The 25931-nt window shown below is 37.5% G+C and carries 31 protein-coding genes; 11 read left to right on the forward strand and 20 right to left on the reverse strand.

Annotated features, from left to right (window positions below; translation table 11 throughout):
* Positions 1 to 36 precede the first annotated feature (36 nt).
* The 3 genes from ACM03V_RS18435 to ACM03V_RS18445 all read right to left on the reverse strand — a co-directional run bounded on the left by ACM03V_RS18435 (position 37) and on the right by ACM03V_RS18445 (position 1807).
* Positions 37 to 207: a DUF5615 family PIN-like protein gene (locus tag ACM03V_RS18435; RefSeq protein ID WP_414622252.1), complete on the reverse strand. Its 171-nt coding sequence runs from the start codon at positions 205 to 207 to the stop codon at positions 37 to 39.
* Positions 204 to 395, reverse strand: a complete 192-nt coding sequence (locus ACM03V_RS18440; protein ID WP_414622253.1) for a DUF433 domain-containing protein — start codon at positions 393 to 395, stop codon at positions 204 to 206. The genes ACM03V_RS18435 and ACM03V_RS18440 overlap by 4 nt, the downstream gene beginning before the upstream one ends.
* A 395-nt stretch (positions 396 to 790) precedes the next feature.
* The gene (locus ACM03V_RS18445) at positions 791 to 1807 is read right to left on the reverse strand and encodes a sulfate/molybdate ABC transporter ATP-binding protein (RefSeq protein ID WP_414622254.1); all 1017 of its coding nucleotides are present in this window, start codon (positions 1805 to 1807) and stop codon (positions 791 to 793) included.
* A 423-nt stretch (positions 1808 to 2230) separates the two neighbouring features.
* Here ACM03V_RS18445 and ACM03V_RS18450 point away from each other — a divergent pair, with 423 nt between their 5' ends.
* Positions 2231 to 2365, forward strand: coding sequence for a hypothetical protein (locus ACM03V_RS18450; protein WP_414622255.1), 135 nt, complete (start codon positions 2231 to 2233; stop codon positions 2363 to 2365).
* Between the two features lie 322 nt (positions 2366 to 2687).
* Here ACM03V_RS18450 and ACM03V_RS18455 read toward each other — a convergent pair whose 3' ends face one another.
* From ACM03V_RS18455 to trxA, 5 genes are all read right to left on the reverse strand, one after another.
* A complete protein-coding gene (locus ACM03V_RS18455) occupies positions 2688 to 3701 on the reverse strand; it encodes a YkvA family protein (protein ID WP_414622256.1) in 1014 nt (337 codons plus the stop codon).
* Between the two features lie 130 nt (positions 3702 to 3831).
* Positions 3832 to 3972 carry an excalibur calcium-binding domain-containing protein gene (locus ACM03V_RS18460; RefSeq protein WP_414622359.1) on the reverse strand — a complete coding sequence of 47 codons (141 nt, stop codon included), beginning with the start codon at positions 3970 to 3972 and terminating at the stop codon, positions 3832 to 3834.
* A 266-nt stretch (positions 3973 to 4238) separates the two neighbouring features.
* A complete protein-coding gene (locus ACM03V_RS18465; protein ID WP_414622257.1) occupies positions 4239 to 5180 on the reverse strand; it encodes a DNA polymerase III subunit delta' in 942 nt (313 codons plus the stop codon).
* Positions 5181 to 5342: 162 nt separating this feature from the next.
* Entirely contained in the window at positions 5343 to 6008 is a 666-nt protein-coding gene (gene tmk, locus ACM03V_RS18470) for a dTMP kinase (RefSeq protein WP_414622258.1), read from the reverse strand.
* Positions 6009 to 6231: 223 nt separating this feature from the next.
* On the reverse strand, positions 6232 to 6573 hold the full coding sequence (gene trxA / locus ACM03V_RS18475) for a thioredoxin (RefSeq protein WP_414622360.1): 342 nt from the start codon (positions 6571 to 6573) through the stop codon (positions 6232 to 6234).
* 66 nt (positions 6574 to 6639) lie between these two features.
* Between trxA and ACM03V_RS18480 the strand changes: the two genes are divergently transcribed.
* A complete protein-coding gene (locus ACM03V_RS18480; protein ID WP_414622259.1) occupies positions 6640 to 6981 on the forward strand; it encodes an ArsR/SmtB family transcription factor in 342 nt (113 codons plus the stop codon).
* A 121-nt stretch (positions 6982 to 7102) separates the two neighbouring features.
* Here ACM03V_RS18480 and ACM03V_RS18485 read toward each other — a convergent pair whose 3' ends face one another.
* On the reverse strand, positions 7103 to 7927 hold the full coding sequence (locus ACM03V_RS18485; protein ID WP_414622260.1) for a pentapeptide repeat-containing protein: 825 nt from the start codon (positions 7925 to 7927) through the stop codon (positions 7103 to 7105).
* Positions 7928 to 8123: 196 nt separating this feature from the next.
* Between ACM03V_RS18485 and ACM03V_RS18490 the strand changes: the two genes are divergently transcribed.
* From ACM03V_RS18490 to ACM03V_RS18515, 6 genes are all read left to right on the forward strand, one after another.
* The gene (locus ACM03V_RS18490) at positions 8124 to 8828 is read left to right on the forward strand and encodes a phosphodiester glycosidase family protein (RefSeq protein ID WP_414622261.1); all 705 of its coding nucleotides are present in this window, start codon (positions 8124 to 8126) and stop codon (positions 8826 to 8828) included.
* A 22-nt stretch (positions 8829 to 8850) separates the two neighbouring features.
* Entirely contained in the window at positions 8851 to 9045 is a 195-nt protein-coding gene (locus ACM03V_RS18495) for a phosphodiester glycosidase family protein (protein ID WP_414622262.1), read from the forward strand.
* A 162-nt stretch (positions 9046 to 9207) separates the two neighbouring features.
* Complete coding sequence (locus tag ACM03V_RS18500; protein ID WP_414622263.1) at positions 9208 to 9813, forward strand: vWA domain-containing protein; 606 nt, start codon at positions 9208 to 9210, stop codon at positions 9811 to 9813.
* A 66-nt stretch (positions 9814 to 9879) separates the two neighbouring features.
* A complete protein-coding gene (locus ACM03V_RS18505; RefSeq protein WP_414622264.1) occupies positions 9880 to 10485 on the forward strand; it encodes a vWA domain-containing protein in 606 nt (201 codons plus the stop codon).
* Between the two features lie 267 nt (positions 10486 to 10752).
* Positions 10753 to 11358: a vWA domain-containing protein gene (locus tag ACM03V_RS18510; protein ID WP_414622265.1), complete on the forward strand. Its 606-nt coding sequence runs from the start codon at positions 10753 to 10755 to the stop codon at positions 11356 to 11358.
* A gap of 27 nt (positions 11359 to 11385) precedes the next feature.
* Positions 11386 to 11820 carry a salt stress protein, Slr1339 family gene (locus ACM03V_RS18515; RefSeq protein WP_414622266.1) on the forward strand — a complete coding sequence of 145 codons (435 nt, stop codon included), beginning with the start codon at positions 11386 to 11388 and terminating at the stop codon, positions 11818 to 11820.
* Between the two features lie 130 nt (positions 11821 to 11950).
* Here the strand turns inward: ACM03V_RS18515 and ACM03V_RS18520 are convergent, their stop codons facing one another.
* A complete protein-coding gene (locus tag ACM03V_RS18520) occupies positions 11951 to 12295 on the reverse strand; it encodes a winged helix-turn-helix transcriptional regulator (RefSeq protein ID WP_414622267.1) in 345 nt (114 codons plus the stop codon).
* 164 nt (positions 12296 to 12459) lie between these two features.
* On the reverse strand, positions 12460 to 12960 hold the full coding sequence (locus ACM03V_RS18525) for a 2TM domain-containing protein (protein WP_414622268.1): 501 nt from the start codon (positions 12958 to 12960) through the stop codon (positions 12460 to 12462).
* 320 nt (positions 12961 to 13280) lie between these two features.
* On the opposite strand from ACM03V_RS18525, the gene ACM03V_RS18530 reads away from it, so the two are divergent.
* Positions 13281 to 13994 (forward strand): ROK family protein, encoded by a 714-nt coding sequence (locus ACM03V_RS18530; RefSeq protein WP_414622269.1) that lies wholly within the window; start codon positions 13281 to 13283, stop codon positions 13992 to 13994.
* Between the two features lie 151 nt (positions 13995 to 14145).
* Here the strand turns inward: ACM03V_RS18530 and ACM03V_RS18535 are convergent, their stop codons facing one another.
* A complete protein-coding gene (locus ACM03V_RS18535) occupies positions 14146 to 14616 on the reverse strand; it encodes an ABA4-like family protein (RefSeq protein ID WP_414622270.1) in 471 nt (156 codons plus the stop codon).
* Between the two features lie 220 nt (positions 14617 to 14836).
* On the opposite strand from ACM03V_RS18535, the gene ACM03V_RS18540 reads away from it, so the two are divergent.
* Positions 14837 to 15565, forward strand: coding sequence for an HAD family hydrolase (locus tag ACM03V_RS18540; protein ID WP_414622271.1), 729 nt, complete (start codon positions 14837 to 14839; stop codon positions 15563 to 15565).
* 96 nt (positions 15566 to 15661) lie between these two features.
* On the opposite strand, the gene ACM03V_RS18545 is transcribed toward ACM03V_RS18540, so the two are convergent.
* From ACM03V_RS18545 to ACM03V_RS18555, 3 genes are all read right to left on the reverse strand, one after another.
* Positions 15662 to 16711 (reverse strand): transporter, encoded by a 1050-nt coding sequence (locus ACM03V_RS18545; RefSeq protein WP_414622272.1) that lies wholly within the window; start codon positions 16709 to 16711, stop codon positions 15662 to 15664.
* 691 nt (positions 16712 to 17402) lie between these two features.
* Positions 17403 to 17906 (reverse strand): L,D-transpeptidase, encoded by a 504-nt coding sequence (locus ACM03V_RS18550; protein ID WP_414622273.1) that lies wholly within the window; start codon positions 17904 to 17906, stop codon positions 17403 to 17405.
* A 101-nt stretch (positions 17907 to 18007) separates the two neighbouring features.
* A complete protein-coding gene (locus ACM03V_RS18555) occupies positions 18008 to 18661 on the reverse strand; it encodes a bifunctional 4-hydroxy-2-oxoglutarate aldolase/2-dehydro-3-deoxy-phosphogluconate aldolase (RefSeq protein WP_414622274.1) in 654 nt (217 codons plus the stop codon).
* Positions 18662 to 18932: 271 nt separating this feature from the next.
* Between ACM03V_RS18555 and ACM03V_RS18560 the strand changes: the two genes are divergently transcribed.
* Positions 18933 to 20024, forward strand: coding sequence for a WD40 repeat domain-containing protein (locus ACM03V_RS18560; protein WP_414622275.1), 1092 nt, complete (start codon positions 18933 to 18935; stop codon positions 20022 to 20024).
* A 111-nt stretch (positions 20025 to 20135) separates the two neighbouring features.
* Here ACM03V_RS18560 and ACM03V_RS18565 read toward each other — a convergent pair whose 3' ends face one another.
* The 5 genes from ACM03V_RS18565 to ACM03V_RS18585 all read right to left on the reverse strand — a co-directional run bounded on the left by ACM03V_RS18565 (position 20136) and on the right by ACM03V_RS18585 (position 25920).
* A complete protein-coding gene (locus ACM03V_RS18565; protein ID WP_414622276.1) occupies positions 20136 to 21089 on the reverse strand; it encodes a PhoH family protein in 954 nt (317 codons plus the stop codon).
* 190 nt (positions 21090 to 21279) lie between these two features.
* Complete coding sequence (locus tag ACM03V_RS18570) at positions 21280 to 21717, reverse strand: KH domain-containing protein (protein ID WP_414622277.1); 438 nt, start codon at positions 21715 to 21717, stop codon at positions 21280 to 21282.
* On the reverse strand, positions 21680 to 21940 hold the full coding sequence (gene rpsP / locus ACM03V_RS18575) for a 30S ribosomal protein S16 (RefSeq protein ID WP_414622361.1): 261 nt from the start codon (positions 21938 to 21940) through the stop codon (positions 21680 to 21682). The genes ACM03V_RS18570 and rpsP overlap by 38 nt, the downstream gene beginning before the upstream one ends.
* A gap of 707 nt (positions 21941 to 22647) precedes the next feature.
* Positions 22648 to 24105, reverse strand: coding sequence for a signal recognition particle protein (gene ffh, locus ACM03V_RS18580; RefSeq protein ID WP_414622278.1), 1458 nt, complete (start codon positions 24103 to 24105; stop codon positions 22648 to 22650).
* A gap of 189 nt (positions 24106 to 24294) precedes the next feature.
* Positions 24295 to 25920, reverse strand: a complete 1626-nt coding sequence (locus tag ACM03V_RS18585) for a hypothetical protein (RefSeq protein WP_414622279.1) — start codon at positions 25918 to 25920, stop codon at positions 24295 to 24297.
* Positions 25921 to 25931: the final 11 nt, after the last annotated feature.

The raw sequence follows: 25931 nt of genomic DNA on the forward strand, positions 1-25931 counted from the left end.
TTTAATTATTAATGCACCATATTTAGTGTACCTCATTTATCTGCAATTTGCTGTAATTATACGGTCTTCATCTACTGCTCTGACAAATATCTCACTGTCTGAAGCTGCTTGCATTTCGTATTCATGGACATGAATAGCATCGTAAGCTGCTTCCCTTAACCCATCAGCAATTAAAGGAGATAAAGCATTATCAACTAAAAATTTCATGCTTCAATTAAAGGTAATTCACGTTCGGTAACTACTACAGCCGCATAACTCAGAGCTTCTTTAATATCTTCTGCGTGCAAATCTGGTAAAGCTTGCATTATTTGTTCGTCTCGCATTCCTTCAGCAAACATTCCGACAACAGTTGCAACCGGAATTCGTAATCCTCTAATACAAGGAACTCCACTCATCTAATTTGGATTTACTGTAATGCGCGTAAATTTCATTGTTTTTCAACCTATTTATGTTTTTAAGTACTCGTAAAACTGCGGGAAGCATGAAGCAACTAGGTCGTGTGAAACGTCAAAAATCATCCTTTACGGGGCTGGATGTAGAAACCAGTCCTTCAACGAAGTAAGGACTGGTAGTTCATAGAATCAGTTAATAAAGACATATGATTTGTACAAATAAGATTTATACAGCCATTTTAAGTTGAGTCCGATAAATAAAGACCTAACCCCCAACCCCTTCCCTGCAAGGGAAAGGGAGTAAGATGTGTTTAAGCATCGATGAAAATTAGCAAGATTTAAAGCCTCTCTCCTCATAGGAGAGAGGTTTGGAGAGAGGTCAAAAATATAATATAAAATCAAATCGAATAATAAAGCGGAAAAGATTTAGCATCTTTGGGCTTCACATAAACCCGTTGCTGTGGTTCCAAATTCAATTCATCAAATCTATCTCTAGTCAAATGCGCGGTAACAACTTGTCCGTCATCTAAGGTTAATTCGGCTTGAATTTCCCAACCCAAATGTATTAATCTACTCACTCTAGCGGGAACTGTTGTACCATTCGGGGAAGTTTCAACAATCACATCTTGGGGACGCAAAAACATTTCCGATTGTGGAGAATCAAATCCGTTACTTTGGAATATTCGCGAGGTACTTGGTAACACGTTCACCGGGCCGATAAAACTCATTACAAACGCTGTAGCGGGGTGATCGTAAATTTGTGCTGGCGTACCAATCTGCTCTACTTGCCCTTTATTCATCACGACAATTTCGTCGGAGACTTCCATCGCTTCTTCTTGATCGTGCGTGACAAATACCGTGGTAACGTGAACTTCATCATGTAATTTTCGTAACCAAGCGCGTAAATCTTTACGAACTCTGGCATCAAGCGCTCCGAAGGGTTCGTCTAACAGCAATACTTTTGGTTCTACCGCTAAAGCTCTGGCTAATGCAACTCTTTGTCTTTGCCCCCCGGAAAGTTGGGATGGATATCTCTCACCGAGTCCCCTTAATTGCACTAAATCTAATAATTCATCAACTCTGGCTTTAACTTTAGCTTTCGATTCTTTACGAATTTCTAAGCCAAAAGCAATATTTTTCCGCACAGTCATATGCTTGAACAAAGCGTAATGCTGAAACACAAAACCAATGTTTCGCTCTTGCACGCTTTGATATGTGGCATCCTTACCAGTCAACAAAATTTTGCCACTGTCTGGCATTTCCAAACCCGCAATTAGTCTTAACAGAGTAGACTTTCCCGAACCAGAAGGTCCTAATAAAGCCACCAGCGAGCCGCTTTTGATTTCCAAGCTGACATTATCAACCGCTTTAAAACTGCCAAACTGTTTGCACGCGCTTTCAACTACTATGCCCACTGTAAAAAAATCCTCTGTAACTAATCTACGGTTTGTTGGTAGGGATACCGTATTTTATATATACCACAGTATGGATTTTAGATTTTAGATTTTAGATTTTAGATTTTAGATTTTGGATTTTGGATTTTGGATTGTAGGGTGTGTTACTGGGGTGTTGATTCTGTACTTTTTTAGCCGCAAAAAATCAGGCAAAAAATGCGTTGGTGTTCAAGATAATGCCCTCTCCCCCTTTTCCTCTGCGCTTCTCCTGGAGAGGGGTGCCCTTCAGGGTGGGGTGAGGGAGAAAGATTATGGTTGCTACCGGCATAAAACTTGTATGAATAAAAACCGAGAAATTCTATCAAAGTCAACAGCCTAGTACAGATCGGCACGAAAATGTGAATCGGGATAAAGACAATGCTGTTTTAGCCGTAACGCACCATCGTGTATTTAACTCAAGATAAACCACTGGTTTCTACAGCGGAAGAAAGAGCAAAAATAGCAGAGCTGCAAGCAGCAGCACAGCAACGAGTAGAAGAATTACTCGCTAAGTTGAAAGAATTAGGTATTGAGCAGTGAACAGTTAGCAGTTAGCAGTGAACAACTAATAACTATCAACTAACAGCTAACAACTATCACGCGAAGAACCATAATATTATATTCAAACAAATTAAAACGGCTAAAAGTATGCCGTTTACCACAAAATCGTGTTTATGCTGTTTAAATTTCCTTTCTATTAAAGCTCCCCCTGTAGTAAATAAAAATCCTTTTATAGGTTTGGGAAGTTGGTCATAATAGGGCTTGTAGCGCAGCAAATTTATGATTAGCTGAGCTGTTCCGAAAAAGGTGATTGCGAACAGCCCTAATCGGAAGATGCTGTATAAATTGAAATAGTTCTCCATTAGATGTGTTTAAGGATTATTTTTACGGCGATCGCCAATATTGCAGCGATGATACTACCTGTTAATGTAATTCTGACGATACGGTTATATTTCCGCACTTCGATATCGGCTAATTCTTCTGCAACTTCAATTCCTTTGTTGGCTGATTGCTTGGCATATTTACTTACCTCCACAGCTAAAGTAGAGACAACGGAAAGAATCACTGCTGCATCATCTGTAAGCCCTAATACGGGAATTACATCGGGAATCGCATCGAAGGGAGAGATTAGATAAAGTAAGGAACCTATTGCTAATGCTTTGGATGTCCAAGCGGCTTTGGGATCTAAAACCATTTGGAATAATGATTGAATTTTAGGCCAAATTTCTTTAATAGGGCCTCGATTCATTGATGGTAATTTTTCGGTTATTTTCTGAATATCTTTCTGAATATTCTGCGGTTTTACAGATTTAACCAGTTTCTTAAATATATTTTTGATTTTACCGGAATTGCTGGTAGTTTCTAATCTTTCTTCTACTTCTTCAATAACTTCTTCTGTTTTTGCTGCTTCTTTTTCTTTCTGAGTTAACTGACTAAATAACTTCTTTATTTTATTAGAACTTGTTTTTGCATTCGTTTTTACAGGTTGTTCGCTAACAACTTGCGGTTTCACTTCTTCAATTGTATTTTGATTTGGCAATTCAGCAGAAGTATCCGTATCTTTTTTAAATACATTTTGTATAATCGACTGCAATTTATTCTTTAGATTAACTTCTTTATTAGTTTCAGTTTCTATTTCTGGATCGATTGGTTTAATATCTGGTGAAATTTCTGTTTTAGCTTCTACTTCTATATTTACTGTTTGATCAGAATGCGAGTCTTTACGAAACTTATTCCACATTTGTTTCATAAATCCCTTTTTCGCTTCCAAGGGTGTTTCATCTGGGGGTAATGGTTGGATATCTATAGTTGGTGGATTTTCGGCTCGATCGGATTCCTGTTTCGATTTTCTAAAAAACCTATCTTTGATTCCCATACCCATCACCTCATGTTCACAGTCACTTTCTAAATATAAGCAAATATTCTGTGACTATGCATCAAACCAGATAAAAGTAAATGAGCTATTGTCAAATTCTGCAAAATCTATCTTTAGTTGGAAGATATTTTTACTTTGATTCACAAGCAATCCCATCATCATCCCTATCCTTCTTCTTAGCCCACGGGTTAACTGCAACGTTAATATTTTTGATGCCTCGTGCCCTTAATTCTTTACAACTACCAGATTGGGGAGGAATAACTTCACCAATGCTTGCAGTAACTGGCTGCTTATTATCAACGGCAGTAGATTTTGTAGCTTGCGTTCAATCACATCACTTAAGCTAAGTAACTGGGTAAAATTAAATATAAAACCTTACCCTCAATCCCTCTCCTGGTGGAAGGAGAGGGAAACCGTAGGCAGGGTGAGGTTTTGTCTTATATTTAATTACGTTCACCTACTTATGTTGGGTTACGACGCGAAATTTATTGATCGGTTAATAATTAAATCATTTTGTGCGTCTAACCCAACCTACGATCAACTAACAACCAACGACAAAAACATACATTCCCAAACTAAACGCGGTTGTGCGTAACAAAGTAATGCTTTACGAGTTTTTTCAAGCTGTTGAATAATGCTTGGTTGTCGCCAATTTTGCCAATATGACTGTTGCAAATAATCAACTAACCACAACTGTGCTTCGTTGTCTAAAGTTTTATCAACTTGTTTTGCTAATTCTAATGCAGAGCGGTAACTTTTAGGTGCTTGAGTACAGGAACGTAATAAATCCAAGGGAATATTTTGCATTTGTTCGTAAGCTTCAATTGCTTTTCCCGGACTTCCTGCTGCTATATTCAAAACTGTAGGATGATTCAATATTTCACTGTGTCCCGAGAATGTTAATACTTGAGAAATTGCGGCTGTATCTAAACAGTAAAAAGGAATTTTTTGACATCGAGAAACCAATGTTGTCAAGATAGAATCGGGTGTTGGTGCAATCAAAATTAACGTTGCTCTGCCAGGTTCTTCCAAGGTTTTAAGTAAAGCATTTGCAGCCGATTCCGCCATAGTTTCAGCTTGTTCCAACACTACTATATTTCTCGGCGCTTCCAAAGGTGGACGACTGAGAAATTCCGTTATTTCGCGAATTTGTTCTAAACGAGTTATCGGTGGTGCTTTGCGCTTTAAACCTTTTTCTGCGGCTTCTTTAGCACTGAATAATTTACCCTGATGTTGATAGCTTGGCTCTACCCAAAGTAAATCGGGATGATTCCTTTTTTCTATTTTGCTTTTAACAACATTAATATCTTTATTCTTTTGACTAAATAGCAATTCTAAAAAGCATTTTGCTGTTAAACTTCGTCCAATTCCAGGAGAACCCACAAACAAATATGCCGGTGCAATTCTATCTTTTGCAACAGCTGATGAAAGTAATTCTACAGCTTGGGTTTGCCCTATGAGCGGTGCAAAGAAATCCATTTTCAGTGAGCAGTTATCAGGGATCAGTTATCAATTATTAGTTAACACGGTACGCTGGGCGCCTATACAGGCAAAGTCCACCTGCGTGGACTAATTGCTTTTAATTTTTATATATAAAATAACCCACAAAGGTGGGTTTTGTTTGTGTAGATATTCTATTTTTCAATTCCCAATTCCCAATTCCCAATTCCCAATTCCCCATTCTTCCAATTTAGAATTTAATATTTGCTGAATTTGCTTTTGCACGTCTTCTTTATTTAAACTAGCTTCTATTCTAAAATTTCGTTCTGAAGATAAAGCTGCTTGCTCCTTATACCCCTTCTGCACCCGACGATGAAATTCTATTTTTTCTTGTTCGATTCTATCTGCTTTTTCGCCGGTTTTTTGCTTGCGTGCCATTCCTTGCTCAACGTCTAAATCTAACCACAAGGTTAAGTCACTTTTCAATCCAGATGTGGCAATAGAGTTAAGTTGATCGATCAAATTTATGTCTAAATTGCGACCGTAACCTTGATAGGCTATCGTCGAATCAATATAGCGATCGCACAATATTATTTTTCCCGCTTCTAGATTCGGAAGTAGTTCTTGTTCTACGTGTTGAGAGCGATCGGCGGCGTACAATAATAATTCTGTTGTGGCGCTTATTGCTTTATCTTTACTGCTTTCCAACAATAAAGAACGAAGATGCAATCCCAGTTGAGTTCCCCCCGGTTCGCGAGTTGTCACAACAGGTATACTTAAACTTTGCAGCCATTCACTACAAAGCTGCATTTGCGTAGTTTTACCGGAACCTTCTACCCCTTCAAAGACAATTAATTTACCGTTCATACATTTAAAGATTATGCCGCCGACTATGCAAAAATATCATCTTTACCTCACCAAAAATAATATTTTATCGTCAAAGCCTCTCTCCTTTTATTTAGGAGAGAGGTGTAAGTCTATGATTTTCCAAAATTAATTAAAGAGCAAATCAAAACAGTTTTTCGATTTTACTTTTCAACCTACGCAATATTTCTTAACACCTAACTTCTAATTTGTAACTCTTTCTAGGTTAGAGATACTGTGTTAAAGTTTTACTCAAGGTTGTTTTTGGTACTGCGCCTACAACCGTATCGACTTGCCGACCGCCTTTAAATACTATCATCGTTGGAATGCTGCGAATGCCATAGTGACTGGCAACAGTAGGATTTTGGTCAGTGTTTAATTTCACCACTTTTACCTGTCCTTCGTATTCAAGGGCGACTTCATCTACTACCGGAGCAAGCATCCGACAAGGACCGCACCAAGGTGCCCAGAAGTCTACCAGTACCGGAACTTTGCTTTCAAGGACTTCTTGCTTAAAGGTGGCTTCTGTTACATTTGTAATGGATGACATACTTGTCCTCCTATTAATATTATTTCTATAGTTCGATAAAACCGAATAATTAAAATATAGACCTTTTTAAGATAACCTGCAACAATGAGATTTCTTTATCACCCAGAGCAAAAAAATATATCTTTAGCGGGAGTGCTTTATGCATTAGGGGACCCGGTTAGATTAGAGATTGTCCGACAGTTAGCGACGAAGAAAGAGCAATGCTGCGGGGACTTTGATTTTGCGATCGCGAAGTCAACAATGTCCAATCACTTTAAAATATTGCGAGAGTCAGGTTTAGTATTAACCAGAAAAGAAGGAACTCAGCACATAAACACCCTGCGAACTGAAGATTTAGAAGAATTATTTCCAGGGTTATTAGAGGCTGTATTAAATTCCGCTCAACCATTTATCATGCCTCAAGAAGCAGTCAAGCAAACTGTTTAAATAGGTAATAGGTAATAGGTAATTAGTAATTGGTAATTGGGCATTGGGCATTGAGAAGAAAGGAGACAAGAAGAATTTTAAACTTTAAACTTTAACCTTTAACCTGAAATGTTCTTCACTCCTAACTCTTGACTGCATTAGTAAAATTGCTAAATCCTAATTTTGCGTTGTTGAAGCTAGCATTTGTGAGATCGGAACGTCTGAAGGATGTTACTGAATAATTAGTAATTTTTTTTATGGTATAGCAAAGGGAAATGAGAGTTAATCCAATGTAAGTTAGTGATAAAAAACTTAAAATAAATCCCCATATAAGATTTTGAGTACTTAAAAAAGCAATTGCTCTTGTTCCTGCTAAAAAAGCAAATCCATAACTGTAAATTGTACCTGCTACAGATAAAGTAATTGGGATAAATCCTTTTTTAAAGTAAAAGCTGCTAATTGCCATTATTAATGCTCCAATAACAGCAGATGTAATTGCTACTTGGGGATTTTTTCCACCAGCGGCAGTTCCACCATAGAAAAATCCTAAAATTGCTCCTGAAGTTGCACCGGAAATAATTGTAGTAATACGTTTTAAAATAGTTTTTTTCTTAGCTAAACTCATCGCAGTGCAAGCTATACCGGCCATAGCTAAACTCATAGATAAAGCAATACCGTATACCCAAACTGGACTTTCTGGGGTTCTTTCTATGACTCCAAATATCATTTGAATAACTGCATGAAAGACTATGATAGTTGTGATAAAAGCGACAGCAATTAAAGATAAAAAAGTTTTAGTTGTCTGACCTGCTTTAACATTCTCAAAGTTAGCTCCTCGCAATGAAGTATGACTAAAATCGCAACCGCGAATATCTGAAGAACTGAAATTAGCACCATTCAGATTTTGACCTTTAAAAGAACGGTTTCGTAAATTTTGATTGCAAAAATTAAGATTTTCAGAATTCATATTATCAATTATCAGAGGATGTTTTAAAAGTTAAAACCGCTACTACACCTCGCATTGTCCACCTGCGTGTACTAGTATCTTTTAAACCCACGGAGGTGGGTTTTGCTTGTGTAGCCGCGACTTACAGCCGCCAGGTAGAGTTTAGTTTAGTACTTTTAAAACATTCCCTGTTCCCCATTCCCCGTTTTCTCTTCCAATGAATAGTCCTACAAATCAAAGCCAATTTCCATATTTAAACCGATTTATTTTCATAACAGTAACTGGTTTTCTAGTATTATTACCGCTAATACTTTATGGCTGGGGATGTTTTTCGCGTCCATCTCAAACTGATTTAGAAGAGAAATTATTTAAAGGTATTGTCTACAAACGTAAATTTGGTTTGACAGCACGTCCGGTAATCGCCCACATTATAAATATCGATTTATCAGTACCGGGGGTGAAAGTGCTGGTAACTCCACCGCAGGCTATTGATAAAAATAATACAAGGGCGCAAACGACTTCGCAATTTTTGCAAAAATTTAAACTTCAATTAGCTGTGAATGCTAATTATTTCCATCCTTTCCGCGAAAACACTCCTTGGGATTATTATCCTCATACTGGAGATATCACTTATTTTATAGGGCAAGCAATTTCTAATGGAAAGCATTACTCAAAAGCCGATCCGAAATGGGGAGTTTTATGCATTTCTCTAAACAACCGCGCCCAAATTTTAGACACTGGAGATTGTCCTAAAAATACGTTTCAAGGTGTTGCGGGTAAAGATGTGTTTATTAAAAATGGTAAACCAGTAAAATGGGACTCCGAGCCAGATAAACCTTATCCACGGGTGGCTGTTGCAATTAATAAACAAGGAAATATTATGACGGCTGATTGCTATAGATGGGAAACAGCCACTTTATAGCGAAGGAGCTACGATTGCGGAGTTGACACAAATTGTTCAAGGTTTGGGCGCATATACAGCTTTGAATTTAGATGGTGGGGGTTCAACCACTTTAGTAATGTCAAAGAATAATAAACCAAAGCTGCTAAATGCACCGATTCATACTAAACTACCAATGCGCGAACGTCCGGTTGCTAATCAGTTGGGTTTTTACGCAGATTACGCAGATGGTTTGTAATTTAAGTGTCTCCAAAATATCTATTAATTGTAAATTGAGCTACTTGACTCTCGGATAGTCAATAAATTAATTAAATGATTATTACAAAGCATTTGCATTAGATGCGTTGTCAAAAATCAAAAGCTAAACTAGTAGCGTATTCAAAATTAAAAGGCTAATAAAATGATTCAAGAGCGCGACTATACGTTAATTATTGATAAAAGCGGTAGTATGTCAACGAACGATCAAGCTGGTGGCAAAAACAGATGGGAGATAATGCAAGAATCTACCCTTGCTTTAGCCAGAAAGTGCGAGCAGTTCGATCCCGATGGCATGACTGTTTACCTGTTTTCCGGCAAATTTAAGCGTTTTGACGACGTGACTTCAGATAAAGTCGCGCAAATATTTATGGAAAACGATCCTGCGGGCACTACGAATTTAGCAGGTGTTCTCAAAGATGCTACTGACAATTATTTTAAGCGGAAAGCAGCAGGTCAAACTAAAGCCAACGGGGAAACAATTTTAGTTGTAACTGATGGTGAACCTGACGATAGAAAAGCAGTTTTTGAGGTAATTGTTAATGCTTCCCGTCAGATGGAAAAAGATGAGGAATTAGGAATCTCTATTGTTCAAGTTGGTAGTGACACTCAAGCAACAAAATTTCTGAAAGCTTTAGATGACCAAATGGAATCAATTGGTGCAAAATTTGATATTTGCGACACTGTAACTTTCGATGATATGGAAGATATGAGTCTTGCAGAGATATTAACTAATGCAATTACTGATTAGGTAATGGGTAATGGCTAATGGGTAATACTAATAAATAAATCAATTAACTTATAGGAGAATTAACTCATGTTAGAAAATCGCGACTACACGTTAATTATTGATAAAAGCGGTAGTATGTCAACACCCGACCAAGCAAGTGGTAAAAGTAGATGGGAAATAATGCAAGAATCTACTCTTGCTTTGGCTAGAAAATGTGAAAAATTAGACCCAGATGGGATGACGGTTTATCTGTTTTCTGGTAAATTTAAGCGTTTTGACGATGTGACTTCAGATAAAGTCGCGCAAATATTTATGGAAAACGATCCTGCGGGTACTACTAATTTAGCAGGTGTTCTTAAAGATGCTACAGATAATTATTTTAAACGTAAAGCAGCAGGTCAAACCAAAGCCAATGGGGAAACAATTATAGTTGTAACTGATGGTGAACCTGACAACAGGAAAGCGGTTTTTGAAGTAATTGTTAAGGCTTCTCAGCAGATGGAAAAAGATGAAGAATTAGGAATATCCCTTGTTCAAGTTGGTAGAGATGCTGAAGCAATGAAATTTCTCAAAGCTTTAGACGATCAAATGGAATCAATTGGTGCAAAGTTTGATATTTGCGACACCGTAACTTTCGATGAGATGGAAGATATGAGTCTTACTGAGATATTAACCAATGCAATTACTGATTAATTAGGGAATAGGGAACAGGCAATAGGGAAAAAGTTAATACTAATAAATGAAAGTTCTTCAGTTCTAAGTATGCTAAGAATTGTACAAAAATTCTTAGAAAGCTTATTATCTAAGTATTCATGTATTTTTAAAACAAATTTATTTATTCATAACTTCTTTTTGTTCCGTTTCCCATTACCTGTTCCCCGTTCCCTTTTTTTTAGATGTTTAATTAGCATCCGCTTGTACGGATGAACCAAAATAAATTAATTACAGGAAAATTAATAAATGTTAGAAAATCGCGACTATACCTTAATTATCGATAAAAGTGGTAGCATGGCAACCCCCGACCAAAAAGGTGGTAGAACCAGATGGGTTGCAGCAGAAGAATCAACTTTTGCTTTAGCGAGTAAATGCGAGCAATTCGATCCAGATGGTATTACTCTTTATACATTTTCTGGACGATTCAAAAGATACGAAAATGTTACATCCAAGAAAGTTATGCAGATTTTTCAAGAAAACGATCCCTCCGGAACAACCGATTTGGCTTCGGTATTGAAACACGCTACAGAAAATTATTTTCAGCGTAAAGCTGCGGGTGAAACAAAGGAAAATGGTGAGACAATTTTAGTAATTACCGATGGTGAACCCGACGACAGGAAAGCGGTAATGAAAGTAATTATCGAAACTTCTCGTCGCATGGATAAAGATGAAGAATTGGCAATTTCTTTTATTCAAGTTGGAACCGATCCTCATGCAACTCGCTTTCTCAAAGTCTTGGATGACGAAATGCAAAGTGCTGGAGCCAAGTTTGATATCTGTGACACAATTACAATGGATGATATGGAAGACTACAGCCTTTCAGAAGTGTTGCTAAATGCAATTATTGATTAGTTATTGCCATTAATCACAATTAAACAAATGGATTCCATCGATAAAATATTGTCCGAACTTCAAGCTGAATATCAGCAATCGGCTAATTCCCCAGTAGAGAAAACAGAGGAAGCGAAGAAGGTTAAAAAAGTAAAGAAAGTAAAGCTTGACTCATCTCCATCTTCCTCCCTTTTTACATCATCATCATCTAAAGGAGATGTAATCGATAATATATTGGCTGAAGTTAAACAAGATGTTGAAGAAAAAAAATTATTAGAAGAACAACAAAAACAGCAAAAACTTGAAGAAGAAAGAATTCGACAAGAACAAATTAAAGCAAAACAGTTAGAAGCGTTAAAAGTTCAAGCTCAAGAATGGTTAAATAAATTAGAACCATTATCTACCGAAGGAATGTGGTTTGAAACTTTTGCTCAAAGCTATCCTTCCAAGTTAGAAGCAGCAATTGAGTATTTGAACAGTTAACAGTGAACAGTTAGCAGTTATCACGTTCAAAATAGAACTCTTTAATAATTAATAATCGCATTATTAAATAGCACTAAATATAGTATTCAAATTTCAAAAAGATAATATTTTTCTGGTAACTAATAACTGCTCACTGCTCACTGCTCACTGATAACTGCTTCGCTCCCCATTCATGCATTGCGTTGAGAATTGGTTGCAAACTTTCTCCTAAAGAAGTTAGCGAATATTCTACTTTTGGGGGAACTTCAGCATAAACTTTGCGATGTACGATTCCATCTTGTTCCATTTCTCTTAATTGTTGGGTTAGCATTTTTTGGGTAATTCCAGGCAAAGCACGCTCTAATTCTCCAAAGCGTCTTACACCTAATAGTAATTCTCTAATAATCAATACTTTCCAACGCCCTCCGATGATTTTAAGCGTAGTTTCTACTTCACAGCTAACCATCTTTTTAGAGTTTTTTACTAATCGTTTCATAGCAAACTTTAATTAATACCGAATCTTAAACTCAGAAACTCGATATATTAAATCATATCAAGTTTTTGAGTTTTAAGTTTTTAAATTAATGAATAAAAATTGCTATAAAATTAATCGGCATATTGAGCAGCAATCAATTAGCAACTCGTAATTTTAGACAAGATTTATCTAGAAGTAAATTTTATAAACTTACTGACAATATTATCAACAGAACGTTTTAATTGATTCTTGCGATACCATCTTTGAAAAGCTGCTTCATATTCTTCACCTTTCATTTGAAAAGTATTCCAGCCATCTAAGCCGACAAACAAACCCCAGAAGAGTAAAATGTAAAGCGCCCAGTTAATACCTCCACCCGTAAGCAAATCCATCGATAGTAAAAAAGTATTAACAATCGCGAAATTACCAGCACGCTTTTTGAATCTTCTTTGACGATGCAGGTTAAATGCTTGTCTGTGCTGAATTTCGCCCTGTTTCGTTGCCCAATCTGCTTCTGCTAAATTAAGACTTTCCGGGGAAATATCCAACTCCGCAGCGATTTCCAGAAGCACCTCGTGAGAAAACTCCTTATCATCATCAACTTGACGTGCGATCGCCAACTGCAAAATCTGCTGTACGTCTTCCTGGCTATAACAACGACTAATTTTATCTCCCGAATTTGTCATACTTATCATCTCTTCTATTACTTTTAATAGAGAATTTCTTTTTTAAGCACAGATTACTGCCATTATTCTAGAGTAACAAATCAATCAGTTGAATTTTGGATTTTAGATTTTGCGGAAAGTTTAGGGTGTAGATGTTCTTCCCCCAAAACTAAGCATCGACGGATTTTGGATTGAAAGTTAGAGTTAGGAGTGATGAGTTAATAATATATATATCTCCCCTTGTCTCCTCTTCACCCCATCCCTCTCCCTTAACCTGTACTTTACCTATAAATAAGAAAATTAAAATTGGAGATTGCTTTTTAAGTTTGGGAGAAATTTTAGTGGAATCTGTGGAATCTAACGAAAATATCCGTACATTATCGATTGATATTGGTGGCAGTGGTGTAAAAGTAATGGTTTTGGATGTTAATGGAAATCCTTTAACCAAGAAATTGCGGGTAGAAACACCCCAACCTGCTTCTAAAAAATTAGTGATTGAAGCGATTTTAGAGTTGGCTGGAATGGCAGGTGAATTTGAACGGGTTTCGGTTGGATTTCCTGGTGTGGTGCGAAATGGAATAACCAATACTGCGGTTAATTTACATCCAGATTGGATCGATTTTGATTTAGCAACAGCTTTGTCTGTGCTGCTCAAAAAGCCCGTCAAAGTAGTCAATGATGCAGATATGCAGGGTTTAGCTGCAATTTATGGCGAAGGTGTCGAACTGGTAATTACTTTAGGAACGGGATTTGGTTCCGCTTTATTTGTAAATGGTAAATTGGTTCCGAATCTGGAAATGGGACATCATCGTTTTCGTAAAAGTGAAACTTACGAAGAACAATTAGGGCGTGCTGCTTTAGAAAAAATTGGCGCTGAAAAATGGAATAAACGTTTGCAGAAAGCTATAGATTATTTACAACATTTGTTTAACTATGATTATCTATATATTGGTGGAGGTGAAGCAGAAAACATCAATTTAGATTTATCCGCTAACGTAAAAGTTATTCCTAATATTTTTGGGTTATTAGGTGGTATTGCATTGTGGCGGGATTAAAAGAAAGGGAATGGGCAATAGGGAATGGGGAACAGTGGGAATAGAATAGAATACAAAGCAATGTAAAAAGAAAGGGAATGGGGAATAGGGAACAGGGAACAGTGGGAATAGAATAGAAAACAAAGCAATATACAATGTAAAAGTACAATTTTTAGGTACTAGTAGGTGATATTGTATCTGCTGTATTTTCTATTGATTCTTTAGAAAATAATCTTTGAGAAATCCAGTAGGTCAAAATGTGAGAAAGTAAACCTAATGGTCCCGCAAATAAGCAAAGTGCGAGGGAATGAAAAGTCCAAACATTTGTTTTAACACCAGCTAAATATATATAGCGTCCCACAAATAAATCCATCACCAAGAAATGAATCCATCCAGTTGCAGCAGCAGTTTCATCGCCAAAAAATCGAGCTATATCTGCTAATTGGGGGTTTGATAAAGCTTCTGCATTTTCGGGTGTAACGCTGCTAATAAATAAATATAAATATAGTCCAGCTAAAGGTATAAATGGAATATACGATTGCATTACTCGTTGCGTAACTTTCAACTTTGGCAGAAAAATCATCAATGCCCAAAAAGGTAAAACAAAAAGATTCGCAATATTAAATAGTTCGCTGACATACATAAAAAAACTCCCCGTTAAATATCGATAATAATCAGTATAGATGTATCGCGTACATTTTATTATTTCCTATCATATTGCTGTGGATAAAAAATATTTATTATTCTGATTCATAAACCAGATAAAATAGTAGAATAACTCAAGCATTAATCCAAAATCCAGTCTTCGGAGCGTGTCCGTAAGGATATAATCTAAAATATAAAATTGAATGGGGTAGCATCTCTTGGTAAATATTAAATGTAAAGATAAAACTTTTTCTAATATACAAGCAATTTTATTTGATAAAAACGGTACTTTGGAAGACTCAGAGGTAAATTTACGTAACTTTGCCCAAAAAGCAGCCAGAATTATAGACGCGCAAATACCGGGTATTGGCGAACCTTTATTAATGGCATTTGGTGTCAATGGTGATACTTTAGATGCTGCGGGATTAATGGCTGTAGCAAGTCGTCGGGAAACAGAAATAGCAGCGGCAGCTTATATTGCAGAAACGGGTAGAGGTTGGATTGAATCGTTAAATATAGCCAGTAAAAGTTTAGATGAAGCAGATAAATATCTGGGTGATTCTCCTTCACCTTTATTTGCAGGTAGTTCAGAAATATTGCAAAAGCTCTCGCAAGCAGGATTAAAGCTGGGTATACTTTCAGCAGCGACAACCCCAGAAGTAAATCAGTTTGTACAAGTTCATCAACTGGGTGACTATATAAACTTAGAAATGGGAGTAGACGGTAATATTTTTAAACCAGATCCAGCTTTATTTTTGCAAGCTTGCGAAAAATTGCAAGTAGAGCCAAGCGCTACGTTGATGGTAGGAGATTCCGTTGCTGATATGCAAATGGCAAGCAGTGCAAAAGCCGCTGGCTGTATTGGTATTACTTGGATTGGTAAGTCGGATAATGTTCGAGATGCGGATGTGGTTATTAATAAATTAGATGAGATTCAAGTTGATTAATCAATTACCAACGATCAATCAATTTTTACCGATTGTAGAGACGTAGTATTGCTACCTCTCCCAACGGTTGCGGGAAAACGAATCGATCGCGAGCAGTTAAAACGACGATTGCAACCCAAGTGTAAACTGCCAATCAGTTTCTAATTGTGGCACATCTAAATCCCGCAAAATAGGTAATTCAAATTCCATCGCTAAACGAGAACCTTGTAAATTACCTTCAGGAGCATACAAATTAATGCCGAAACCTAAATTAATTTGAGTACCGTTTCTTAAATCTGGATCTGCGGTAGGAATCATCATCGGATTTAGGCGATCGTCAGCACCGTCAATATCTCCCCAAGTTGTTCCTATTAATCGTAAAGAAGTACTCAACCAATCCGTCCAATTACGAGCAACCCAACCCGAAAGTTGATATTTATTCCCCAAACGATACCCGCGATCATTTTTGCCCAATCTCAATGTTGTTAAAGCTTGCGCTCCCCAAGAACCCTTTCCAGATTGACCTAAGTAAGTTATTCCCGGTAACAAATCAAAAGTACCCGAACCTATTTGCATTGGATAGGGAAGAATTTGATCTTCACCTGCTGGAGTGTCGTCTTTTTCGTTAATTGAACCCGTAGGAAAACTAGCTCCAAGGTTTAAATGTACCCGCTGTTTATCTTGATTAAAAATTGTATATAGCGCTGTAGTTTTGATATCCCCGAATCCTTCAGAATTTGTTGTGAAGCGTCCACCCATACGGGTAAGATGTTCCATTTCCTTGGAAACATAAGGCAACATTGCCATCAGAGTCAAATTGTCACTAACACCGTACATCCCTCCAAGCATATGCATTTGCATGGTCATATCTACGGGCGTTACCATAAAATCCTGCAAAACTTCGCGATCGCTAAGACTATTTGTACCGTCGCGATTACCATCCATATTCATAAACATATAGCGGTAAGAGAACATAAATTCTCCTTTTTTATGAGCATGATCTCCCATCACTCCAATCGGTGCGTGTCCGTCGGGGCGGGAACCAGACCATTTATTGGGGTCACTATTATGGTTGCTATCTGCTATTAATTTGTTACTGTTTGAATTTTCAGTTAATAATTGATTGGGGAAAGACTTAGGAAATTTATGTAAGTTTGGTTGATTCAAATCTAGTTTATTTATATCTAAGTCAGCAGCAGAAGTAGAAATGGCTGCGTTTTTTTTAGATTGTTGTTGAGTTTTAGTTAATTGCTTTGACTGAATTAATTTTTTAACTAAATTGCTTTTTTATATTATGTCATCTTCTATACTTAATTCTATAATATTATTTTCAGTTTTTGTAATTGATTCTGGATTAACTTCCGCAAAAGCTGCTAACGGAGTTAAAACGATACTGATGATAGACAAACTAGATTGATAATAATTTAACTTCAATTTATAAACCTCTGTTTTTAGTAAGTAATTAAACAGAAGAATATAGTATCAAATCCAAAATCTCTTTCACAAAAGACAGCTTGTCATACTTGCTCTAAATAATTAAATTACTTTTTAATATAAATTTTGTTGTTATCTAATTAATGTCTTCTCTGAAGCTTTTAATAAATTTAACGAACAGTTAATTAAAATTCATTTTACTTGAAATAAATACATTTTTGTGAGATGAGCATCCCTAGCCGCAGTATTTTTCATCTAATTATCTTTTTAAACAAATAAACCCGACATCTTGAAGATACCGAGTTTGTGTCAACTATTATAGACGCAAAGCCCCCCTTACTAAGGGGGGTTGGGGGGATCTGAACGTTTGGAATGCCTAATTTCTCGTTGCGATTGCGTAAGTCCTATATTATTTGATAATTTCCTAACGTTGCACAACTACTGTTGTTCCTACCGATGCCCAATTAAATATTTTTTTGGCATGATTTGGCGCTACATTTACGCAACCGTGACTAACTGGGGTACCAAAATTGTTATGCCAGAATGCGCCGTGAATTCCATAACCACCCTGATAATACATAGTATGGGGAACATTAGGAATATCGTAATCTTCACCTTTCATTCGAGTTTTGACTAATTTTGTATAAATATTAAAAACGCCAGTGGGTGTAGGAGTTGATTTTTTGCCAGTGGAAACAATAACCCCAAAAACAGGTTTATTCCCTTCCCAAGTAATTAATCTTTGCTCTGATAAATCTACTTGAATCCAGCGTTTATTGGAATTCTTGAGTTGTCTAACTTTTTGGTTAACTTTTTGATTCGCTAAAGCCTTACTTGTAGGAAGACTGACAAAACTAGCCGAGAGTGTTATTCCTGCTACTAAAACTTTTAAACAGCGAATATACTGAGGTTTAATTAATGATTTCATGGTAAAAAGTCTCAAATATAGTTGTTTATTGCTTATTTTCTTTTATAGCTGTATTTAACAACTGATTTCTGTCACAAGCTATGAATATCTCTATTTCTATCTTAATTTATATTTTCGAGTAATATTTCTGCCCGTCGAGTTATTAAATCCCAATCTTCAGACAGAATCATATGTTTGGGAAACAACTCGCTGCTCAACCCAATAGCGATCGCACCTGCTCTGAGAAATTCAACTGCGTTTTCTACAGTTACACCTCCGGTTGGAATCAAGGGAATTTGTCCTAAAGGAGCCTGCAAACTTTTGATGTATTCAGCGCCACCAACTGCTTGGATGGGAAATACTTTGACGCAGCTTGCACCATTAATGAAAGCTGTAACAATTTCAGTTGGAGTTAGCGCTCCCGGTATAACTGGCACCTTTTGCTTAACAGCCGCTTGAATTATTGCTAAGTCAACGTGGGGAGTAAAAAGGAATTGCGCTCCTGCATTTACAGCCTGTTGCATTTGTTGTAGATTTAACAGCGTACCCGTGCCGATAATACAGTCAGGTAATTCCACACGTAGTTGTTCAATTAACTCGGCAACTTCGGGAGTATTCCAAGTTATTTCTATCAAATGCATCCCAGCAGATGCGACTGCTAAAGCCATTTTTCGAGCCAAGTTTTTTTTGTGGGCACGAATAACAGCAATAACACGATGTTTTTTTAAAAGTGTCAACCAATATGAATTAGGAATTGATAATTGGGCATTGGGCATTGGGCGTTGATAATTATAAATTGCAAAACTTTGATTTCAAGTCTTTTTTTATGATATTTAAGCTGTATAAAACCAATTCATCCTAGAATATAGGTGTCACATTTTTTTTGCTCAAAAAATAATCACTTATTTATTAATATGAATTATCTTCTATCTTCTACTATCGAGGAGGAATAACCCTAAATTTTCATCTTTTTTTTGATTGATTGTGTATATATGTATAGTTAATGTAATAAAAGCTAAGTAAATAAACGCAATTGTAACAATTCGGATGATTCACAAACAATTTTTTCACAAAAGCTTTATAGCTTCGGTTGCAGCAGTCGCAGTTATTATCGGTGGAAGTCAATTAAATCGCACTTTTGCTCAAACCGCACCGCGATCAAATACAGCATCTTCACAATCCAAACCTGCTTTTACTTTACAGGGGCACATATGGACTATCGAAGCTTTAGATTTTAGTCCAGATGGGCAAACTTTAGTCAGCGGTAGTTATGACCACACCGTAAAAGTCTGGAACCTGAATAATGGTAAACTGATTAGTACCCTTGATGGACATAAAGACGGGGTAAATGACGTTGTTATTAGTCCCGATGGAAAACTGTTTTTCACTGCTGGAGGAACGGCAGAACCTAATACCAGTAAGGTAGTTAAGGTATGGGATATGAAAACCAAAAAATTACTTCGCACCCTCAAAGGACATACTTTAGGAGTGACTTCCCTGGCAATAACCCCAGATGGTAAAACTCTTGTCAGCGGTAGTTACGACAAAACAATTATATTTTGGGATGTAGATAAAGGTATACGAAAGCGTACTTTAACAGGGCATACCAGCCCCGTGCGTTCGGTTGCAGTTAGCCCAGACGGAAAAACTCTTGCTAGCGGTGGTGGTTCACTTCAAGACGATTCCGACAAAACAGTTAAGTTATGGAATATAGAAACGGGAAAATTAATTAGTAATATCAAGGGAAACGACAACCTTATTAGCTTTATCGGCTTTACTCCCGACGGAAAATATCTTGTCAACTCCACAGATCCAAAAATCAACGTTTGGGATTTAAGTACAGGTAAACTAGTAAATCGCTTTGGGGTATCCGACATCGAAGGAGTTACCTCTGCAACTTTAGGAAACGATAGCAAAACCATTGTCACAACCACATTAGATGGTGCAGTAACAATATGGGATTTAACAACCGGAAAAGCTATAAAAACCTTAGTTGAAGCCGCCAACAACCCTCAAAATTACGACCAACTTTATCCTACAAGTACCGCATTCAGCCCCGACGGTAAAACCATTGCCATAGGTGAGGGAGGCGGAGCTTACAATTCAAAATTCCCCATCATCATTCGACGAATGCCGTAAAGAATTTTGGATTTTGGATTTTGGATTTTAGATTTTGGATTAAAAATTCTACCCCCTCTACCCCCTCTTCCCCCTCTAATTATTCCATTACTAATTACCAACTACCAATTCTCACTTCTCATACTTCTCGTAAGCGGCAACAATACGCTGTACTAAAGCATGACGCACGACATCTTTTTGAGAGAATTCGCAAAAGGCTATACCTTCTACGTTTTTTAAAATTTGAAAGGCTGTTACTAATCCCGATTTCTGCTGTGATGGTAAATCGCTTTGCGTCATGTCACCTGTTACTACCATGCGGGAACGGAAACCCAAACGAGTTAAAAGCATTTTCATCTGCGCTGGTGTGGTGTTTTGAGCTTCATCCACAATTACAAAGGCATTATTTAAAGTTCTTCCCCGCATATAAGCTAGTGGCGCAACTTCGATTATGCCTCTTTCTATTAACGACGGTACTTTATCTGGATCGATAAATTCGTTGATTGCATCGTAAAGCGGGCGCAAATAAGGATTAACTTTTTGCTGCAAATCGCCAGGTAAAAAGCCGAGTTTTTCACCTGCTTCAACCGCAGGACGAGTTAAAATTAGCTTCTCGTACTTATTATCAAGCAATGCTTGAACGGCGACAACAACCGCCAAAAATGTTTTACCAGTACCCGCCGGACCAATACAAAATGTTAAGTCACGGTTGCGTATTGCTTCAATATACTGTCGCTGCCGAAAGGTTTTTGCGCGAATTTGTTCGCCACGCCGAGTTTTTGCAAGTACATCCTTTTGTAATGTTTGCAATTCATCTTCTCGATGAGTATCAAGGGCTTGACGCGCTGTCAAGATATCTGTGACAGATAGTGTATTGCCCTTTGTCCAAATATCTTCCAAAGACTTTAGCAATCGAGTAACCAAATCGATTTGTTTTTCAGTACCGCTAACGTATAATTCTTGTCCGCGCAGTACTACAGTCGCTCCAGTTTGTCGCGCTAGGAGCTTGAGGTTTTCTTCTTGGTTTCCCGCTAATGCCATAGCACTTGGGATGTCGGGCAGTTCTATTGTTATGGCATCTGCCATAGTATTTATTCTTTGTTACCAGTAATTTTTTACAAGGTACTCCCTTTATAGGAGATGAATCTTATTTTCTGACCTATTGGTGAAAATAGCAATATTTCTTAATTTTCTTAATATTTAACAATCTTTTCTATTTACTATCAGCCGTAGGGCTGATAGCGAATAAAACAAGAAACAACTTTTGTTGTTTCATTCAAATGCGAGTTTGGGGCTTGGTGAAATCTCTACGTTCGTCACCACGTCTTACTTTAGGTTTGGGCATTGGTACTACTCGATGCCGTTCTTCGCTATTAGATGCGGGTACATCAACTCGATCGTTGCTACCGTAAATATCTAGATATGCCGATTCTCCAGCAGCTTGAGCAGCCAAAGAAATCACGGTGCGAATAGCTTGGATGTTGCGTCCTCCACGACCAAAAACTTTACCTTTATCTGCACTATCAAAGGCAATGCGAATCCAAGCTCGTTTGGTACTGGGAGAAATTTCACAATCAACACTTAGAGAGTTTGGAGATTCCAAAAATGGCTGCATCAAAAAATTTACTAGACCAACATAATCGGGAGTTGTACCGGAATCGGTATTTGTTACTGTATCAGGATGCAGTTGCTGCACGGACTTGTTCAAAAACATTATTTTTTTCTAAAATGCGACGCACGGTGTCAGTTGGTTGAGCGCCCTGTTGTAGTCGCTTGACAATACCATCAACGTCTAATTTTACTTCTTTAGTTCTAGGATTATAAAATCCCAATTCTTCGAGGGGACGGCCATCACGACGAGTAAGGTTGTTGATGGCAATTATGCGGTAACTTGCTTCTCGTTTTTTGCCAATTCGCTTAAGGCGCAGTTTAATCATAAGAAAATCTCGGTAGTTTGGAAACTCAGAGTCTTTAGAACTGAGAGGAAAAACGCCGCGTGTGGTTTTAACCATAGTGGCATTTTCCCGATGGGTGGTTAGCCCGCAATTAAGTAATGTTAGCTTCGACACAGTTAAAGGTCGGTACTTTCCAAAAGACACTGGCTTAACCCAATAAACCTGTTTAATCTTCTGGTTCTAGAGCAGGGGACTAGCTACGCATCCCTTGGTAGGTTCTTTAACGCTTGCCTTTAACGAAAGTCTGGTCAACTACGATTTAAAGTCTTAGGCTAGAAGCCCGGTGTCTTCAGACCTGGGTTGTTGACGATTAAGAGGTTATTCTCCTGCTTTGTTAGGTGTTGATTTACAACTAGAGTTCGGAACAAATCCATCTAACATTATGAAAGCATTTTCCCTAAAAAAAAGGTAATGCCTCTCCCCGTGGAAGGTCAAAAATTCCCACAAGTAGCAGATGATAATTTTAGCACTTGCACGGCATGAAGCGCTATTGAATCTAAAGGCAACTCAATTTTGGATTTTAGATTTTAGATTTTGGATTTTGGATTTTGGATTTTGGATTATCCAGCTTACTCAATTTTGGATTTTGGATTTTAGATTTTGGATTATTCAGCTTACTCAATTTTGGATTTTAGATTTTAGATTTTGGATTATCCAGCTTGTTTTTCTGTTTAAGAACAAAGTAACTGTTAAAGCGTACCAAAACCTTTTTTCTTCTTGGCTTTTTTCGGCTTCTTCTTACCGCCAGCATTACCGCGCCATCCGGGACCAGGAGCATTTCCGGCAGCCATCGGATCTCCACCGCCGAACATTCCGCCTCCTCCCGGCATTCCAGGGAAGTTACCTTGCCCCATTTGCTGCATCATGCTCCGCATTTTCTGGAAGTCGCTTACCAGCTTGCTGACATCTTTTTCTCTATACTTAGATTCACCGCATCCCTTCGCAATCCGTCGCCGTCTGCTGGGAGAACTCGCCAATAAATCCGGATTTTTCCGTTCTTCCGGAGTCATGGAATTAATCATCGTCTCGGAACGTTTAAGCTGAGATTGCCCTTGTTCTAGCTGCTCGTTGGAAATTTTGTTCATCCCTGGAATCATCTTCATGATGCCTCCAAGGGAACCCATATTTTTCAACAAACGCAGTTGTTTAAGAAAGTCGGTAAAATCAAACTGCGCCGACAGCATTTTCTCTGTCATTTTTTCAGCATCGGCGATGTCAAATTCTTCCTGGGCTTTTTCTACCAGAGTTAAGACATCTCCCATTCCCAAAATCCGCGATGCCATTCTATCGGGATAAAACGGCTGTAGGGCTTCGACTTTTTCACCGACACCAACAAACTTAATTGGTGCCCCGGAAATTCGCCGCACTGACAACGCCGCACCACCACGGCTATCACCATCTAACTTGGTAAGAATCGCACCACTAATACCAATTTTTTCGTGGAAAGTACGAGTCAAGTTTGCTGCTTCTTGACCAGTCATTGCATCCACTACCAGCAGCGTTTCATGAGGCTGGACGGCTTGTTTAACATTGGCTAATTCTGCCATCATGTCTTCGTCAATTTGCAGACGACCAGCGGTATCAATAATTACTGTATCAATTCCTTCCGCCTTTGCACATTCCACACCTTGACGGGCAATCTCAACTGGATTTGCATCGCTTCCCAGTTCAAATACCGGGACATCAATTTGTTTTCCTAAAGTGATTAACTGATCGATCGCAGCAGGACGATAAACGTCTGTCGCCACCATCAAACAATTGCGTTCTAATTTTCTCAGATGTAATGCCAGCTTAGCTGTAGCGGTGGTTTTACCAGTACCTTGCAAACCAGCCATCAACACAATAGTAGGTGACTCTTCGGCTTGCACTAGGGGAACGTTAGTTTCCCCCATCACATTTACTAGTTCATCATGAACGATTTTGATAAACTGCTCGCCGGGGCGTACTCCATTCAATACCTCAGCACCTTGTGCCTTGGTTTCAACTTCGCTAATAAATTCTTTAATTACTTGGAGGTTGACATCCGCTTCCAACAAGGAGCGACGTACTTCCCGCAAAGCTTCCTGAATATTGGATTGGGAGATTTTACCTTGTCCCCGGAGCTTTTTCCAGGTAGATTCTAAACGGTCGGCTAATGCGTCAAACATAATTCAATTACTATTAAGGAAGCCAGCAAAGTATTCAAGCGTTATCTACCAGCTTAATAGTTTTTAACTGCTAAAAGCTAGCGGTAGGCAGCCATTACTACTTGCATGGTGAAGACTTAGGCAAAGCTCCCTTTAAAAAGGGGAGTCATTGCGTTGCGGTGAAACATTTTTCCCTACCAAGTTCAAACCTTAAACTTTAACTTGAGAAAATATTACTTTAGTTGCGGATTCACCTAACGATTTAACTTGCTTGATTAAATGCCAATTGAGTAAACCTAAAATAGCTAATTGACAAATAAATACACTAAAAACTTTAATAGCCGTAGTATCTACAAAACCGTAGGGAAAAACAACTGTAAACAACCATAAAGTGCTATCCACATGGTCTGTACTTGATATCGAAATGCTTGAAATAGACCCAATTAGTATTGGCAATGCAATTGCTGTAGCTGTAGTTCCTGTTGCCAATGAATTACGCTTAGAATTTTTAGCCATCAACATAATTTGAGCAATACTAGCATAAATCATAATTAAGCTAATAAAAAAGATTATGCATATAGTAACTATAAAAGATAAACTTATACCCTTGTATTCATATGCTTTTCCTTTCATTAGTATGAGTAAAACAACAAAACTTGCAGCAATCAAAAGATTAATAGCGATAGCTAAAGCACCAGGGCTTTTTTCATCTAGGACTAATTCAGAAAGTAAAGAGTTTTTGAGTAAAACTCGATCGCTAGGTTTTTTTTGTAGTCTAAAAGTTGCCCAATCTTGTATCGCTTGACGATGAGGTAAAATAGCACCTAATAAAGCCAGGAATAGTAGCAGATTCCATATGTATAGATAAATAATTTCAGTGATGAAATCTTGCTGATTCGTCAAGTTTCCATGCATTAAAAAACCCAAATGTACAAAATTAAAAGTTGCTACTAACAAATAACTTTGTCGTTTTCCAAGAAGCGTAGCGTTCGGATTGCGAAAACAACGTATTAATCCTTGCCAAACCCAATAAATTGCCAATACATAATTTACTAAATATAAAGCTAAAAAAGAAACAGCATTTTTTCCTAAAGGTAAATTTAAAAAACTTAAGTTGTAGAACCCCGAACTATTATGCTCGTTCAATAAACCAGAAAATAAATAATTATTCATCTCCATAGGGCTAAACATTCTGACCCATGCATAATAATAATGAATATTAAAATGTTCCCAAGATGCAGAAATCGTTAAAAATATTAAAATTGCACCACTAGCAAACCAAGGTTTACTAACTTTAAAATCAGTATCTCTGAATATCGCAAATAGTGACGCAAAGCTATAAAATAGAATGCAGCTAGCTACAAGGGTTAAGTAAAAATACAAGATATAGCTGAAGGGGATATTTGCACTGATTCCAGCGAATAGATGAAAAGGAATCGCTGTAATAATCATCAGATGAATTAAAACTGGAACTCCTAACATCTTTCCAGTAAAAATACTAAGTTCTGATTGCGGACTGAGACGAATAAAATTCAGCGTACCATCACGTTCTTCTTTGACTAAATCATTAATAATTAAATAAGTTCCCCCAACCAGCAATGTAAAAATAAAAATCATGTTGAATGAGATAAATACCATTCTCCATTCTTCTGGTTGCCAAAAATTCAAATATTTTTCCTTGTTTTGATTACTCTCGAACTGGAGTAGCAATATGAATAATTGAGGAGCTAGAGATATAAATAAAGCGATTGCAACATGAGACTTTTTTAAACGACCTTTTAATTCTCGAAAAAGCTGTGGATTCCATTCACCTATTTGATCTATGAAATTAAGCATCGTATGACCTT

It is taken from the genome of Calothrix sp. CCY 0018 (genome assembly GCF_963920925.1).
Taxonomy (GTDB): Bacteria; Cyanobacteriota; Cyanobacteriia; order Cyanobacteriales; family Nostocaceae; genus Rivularia.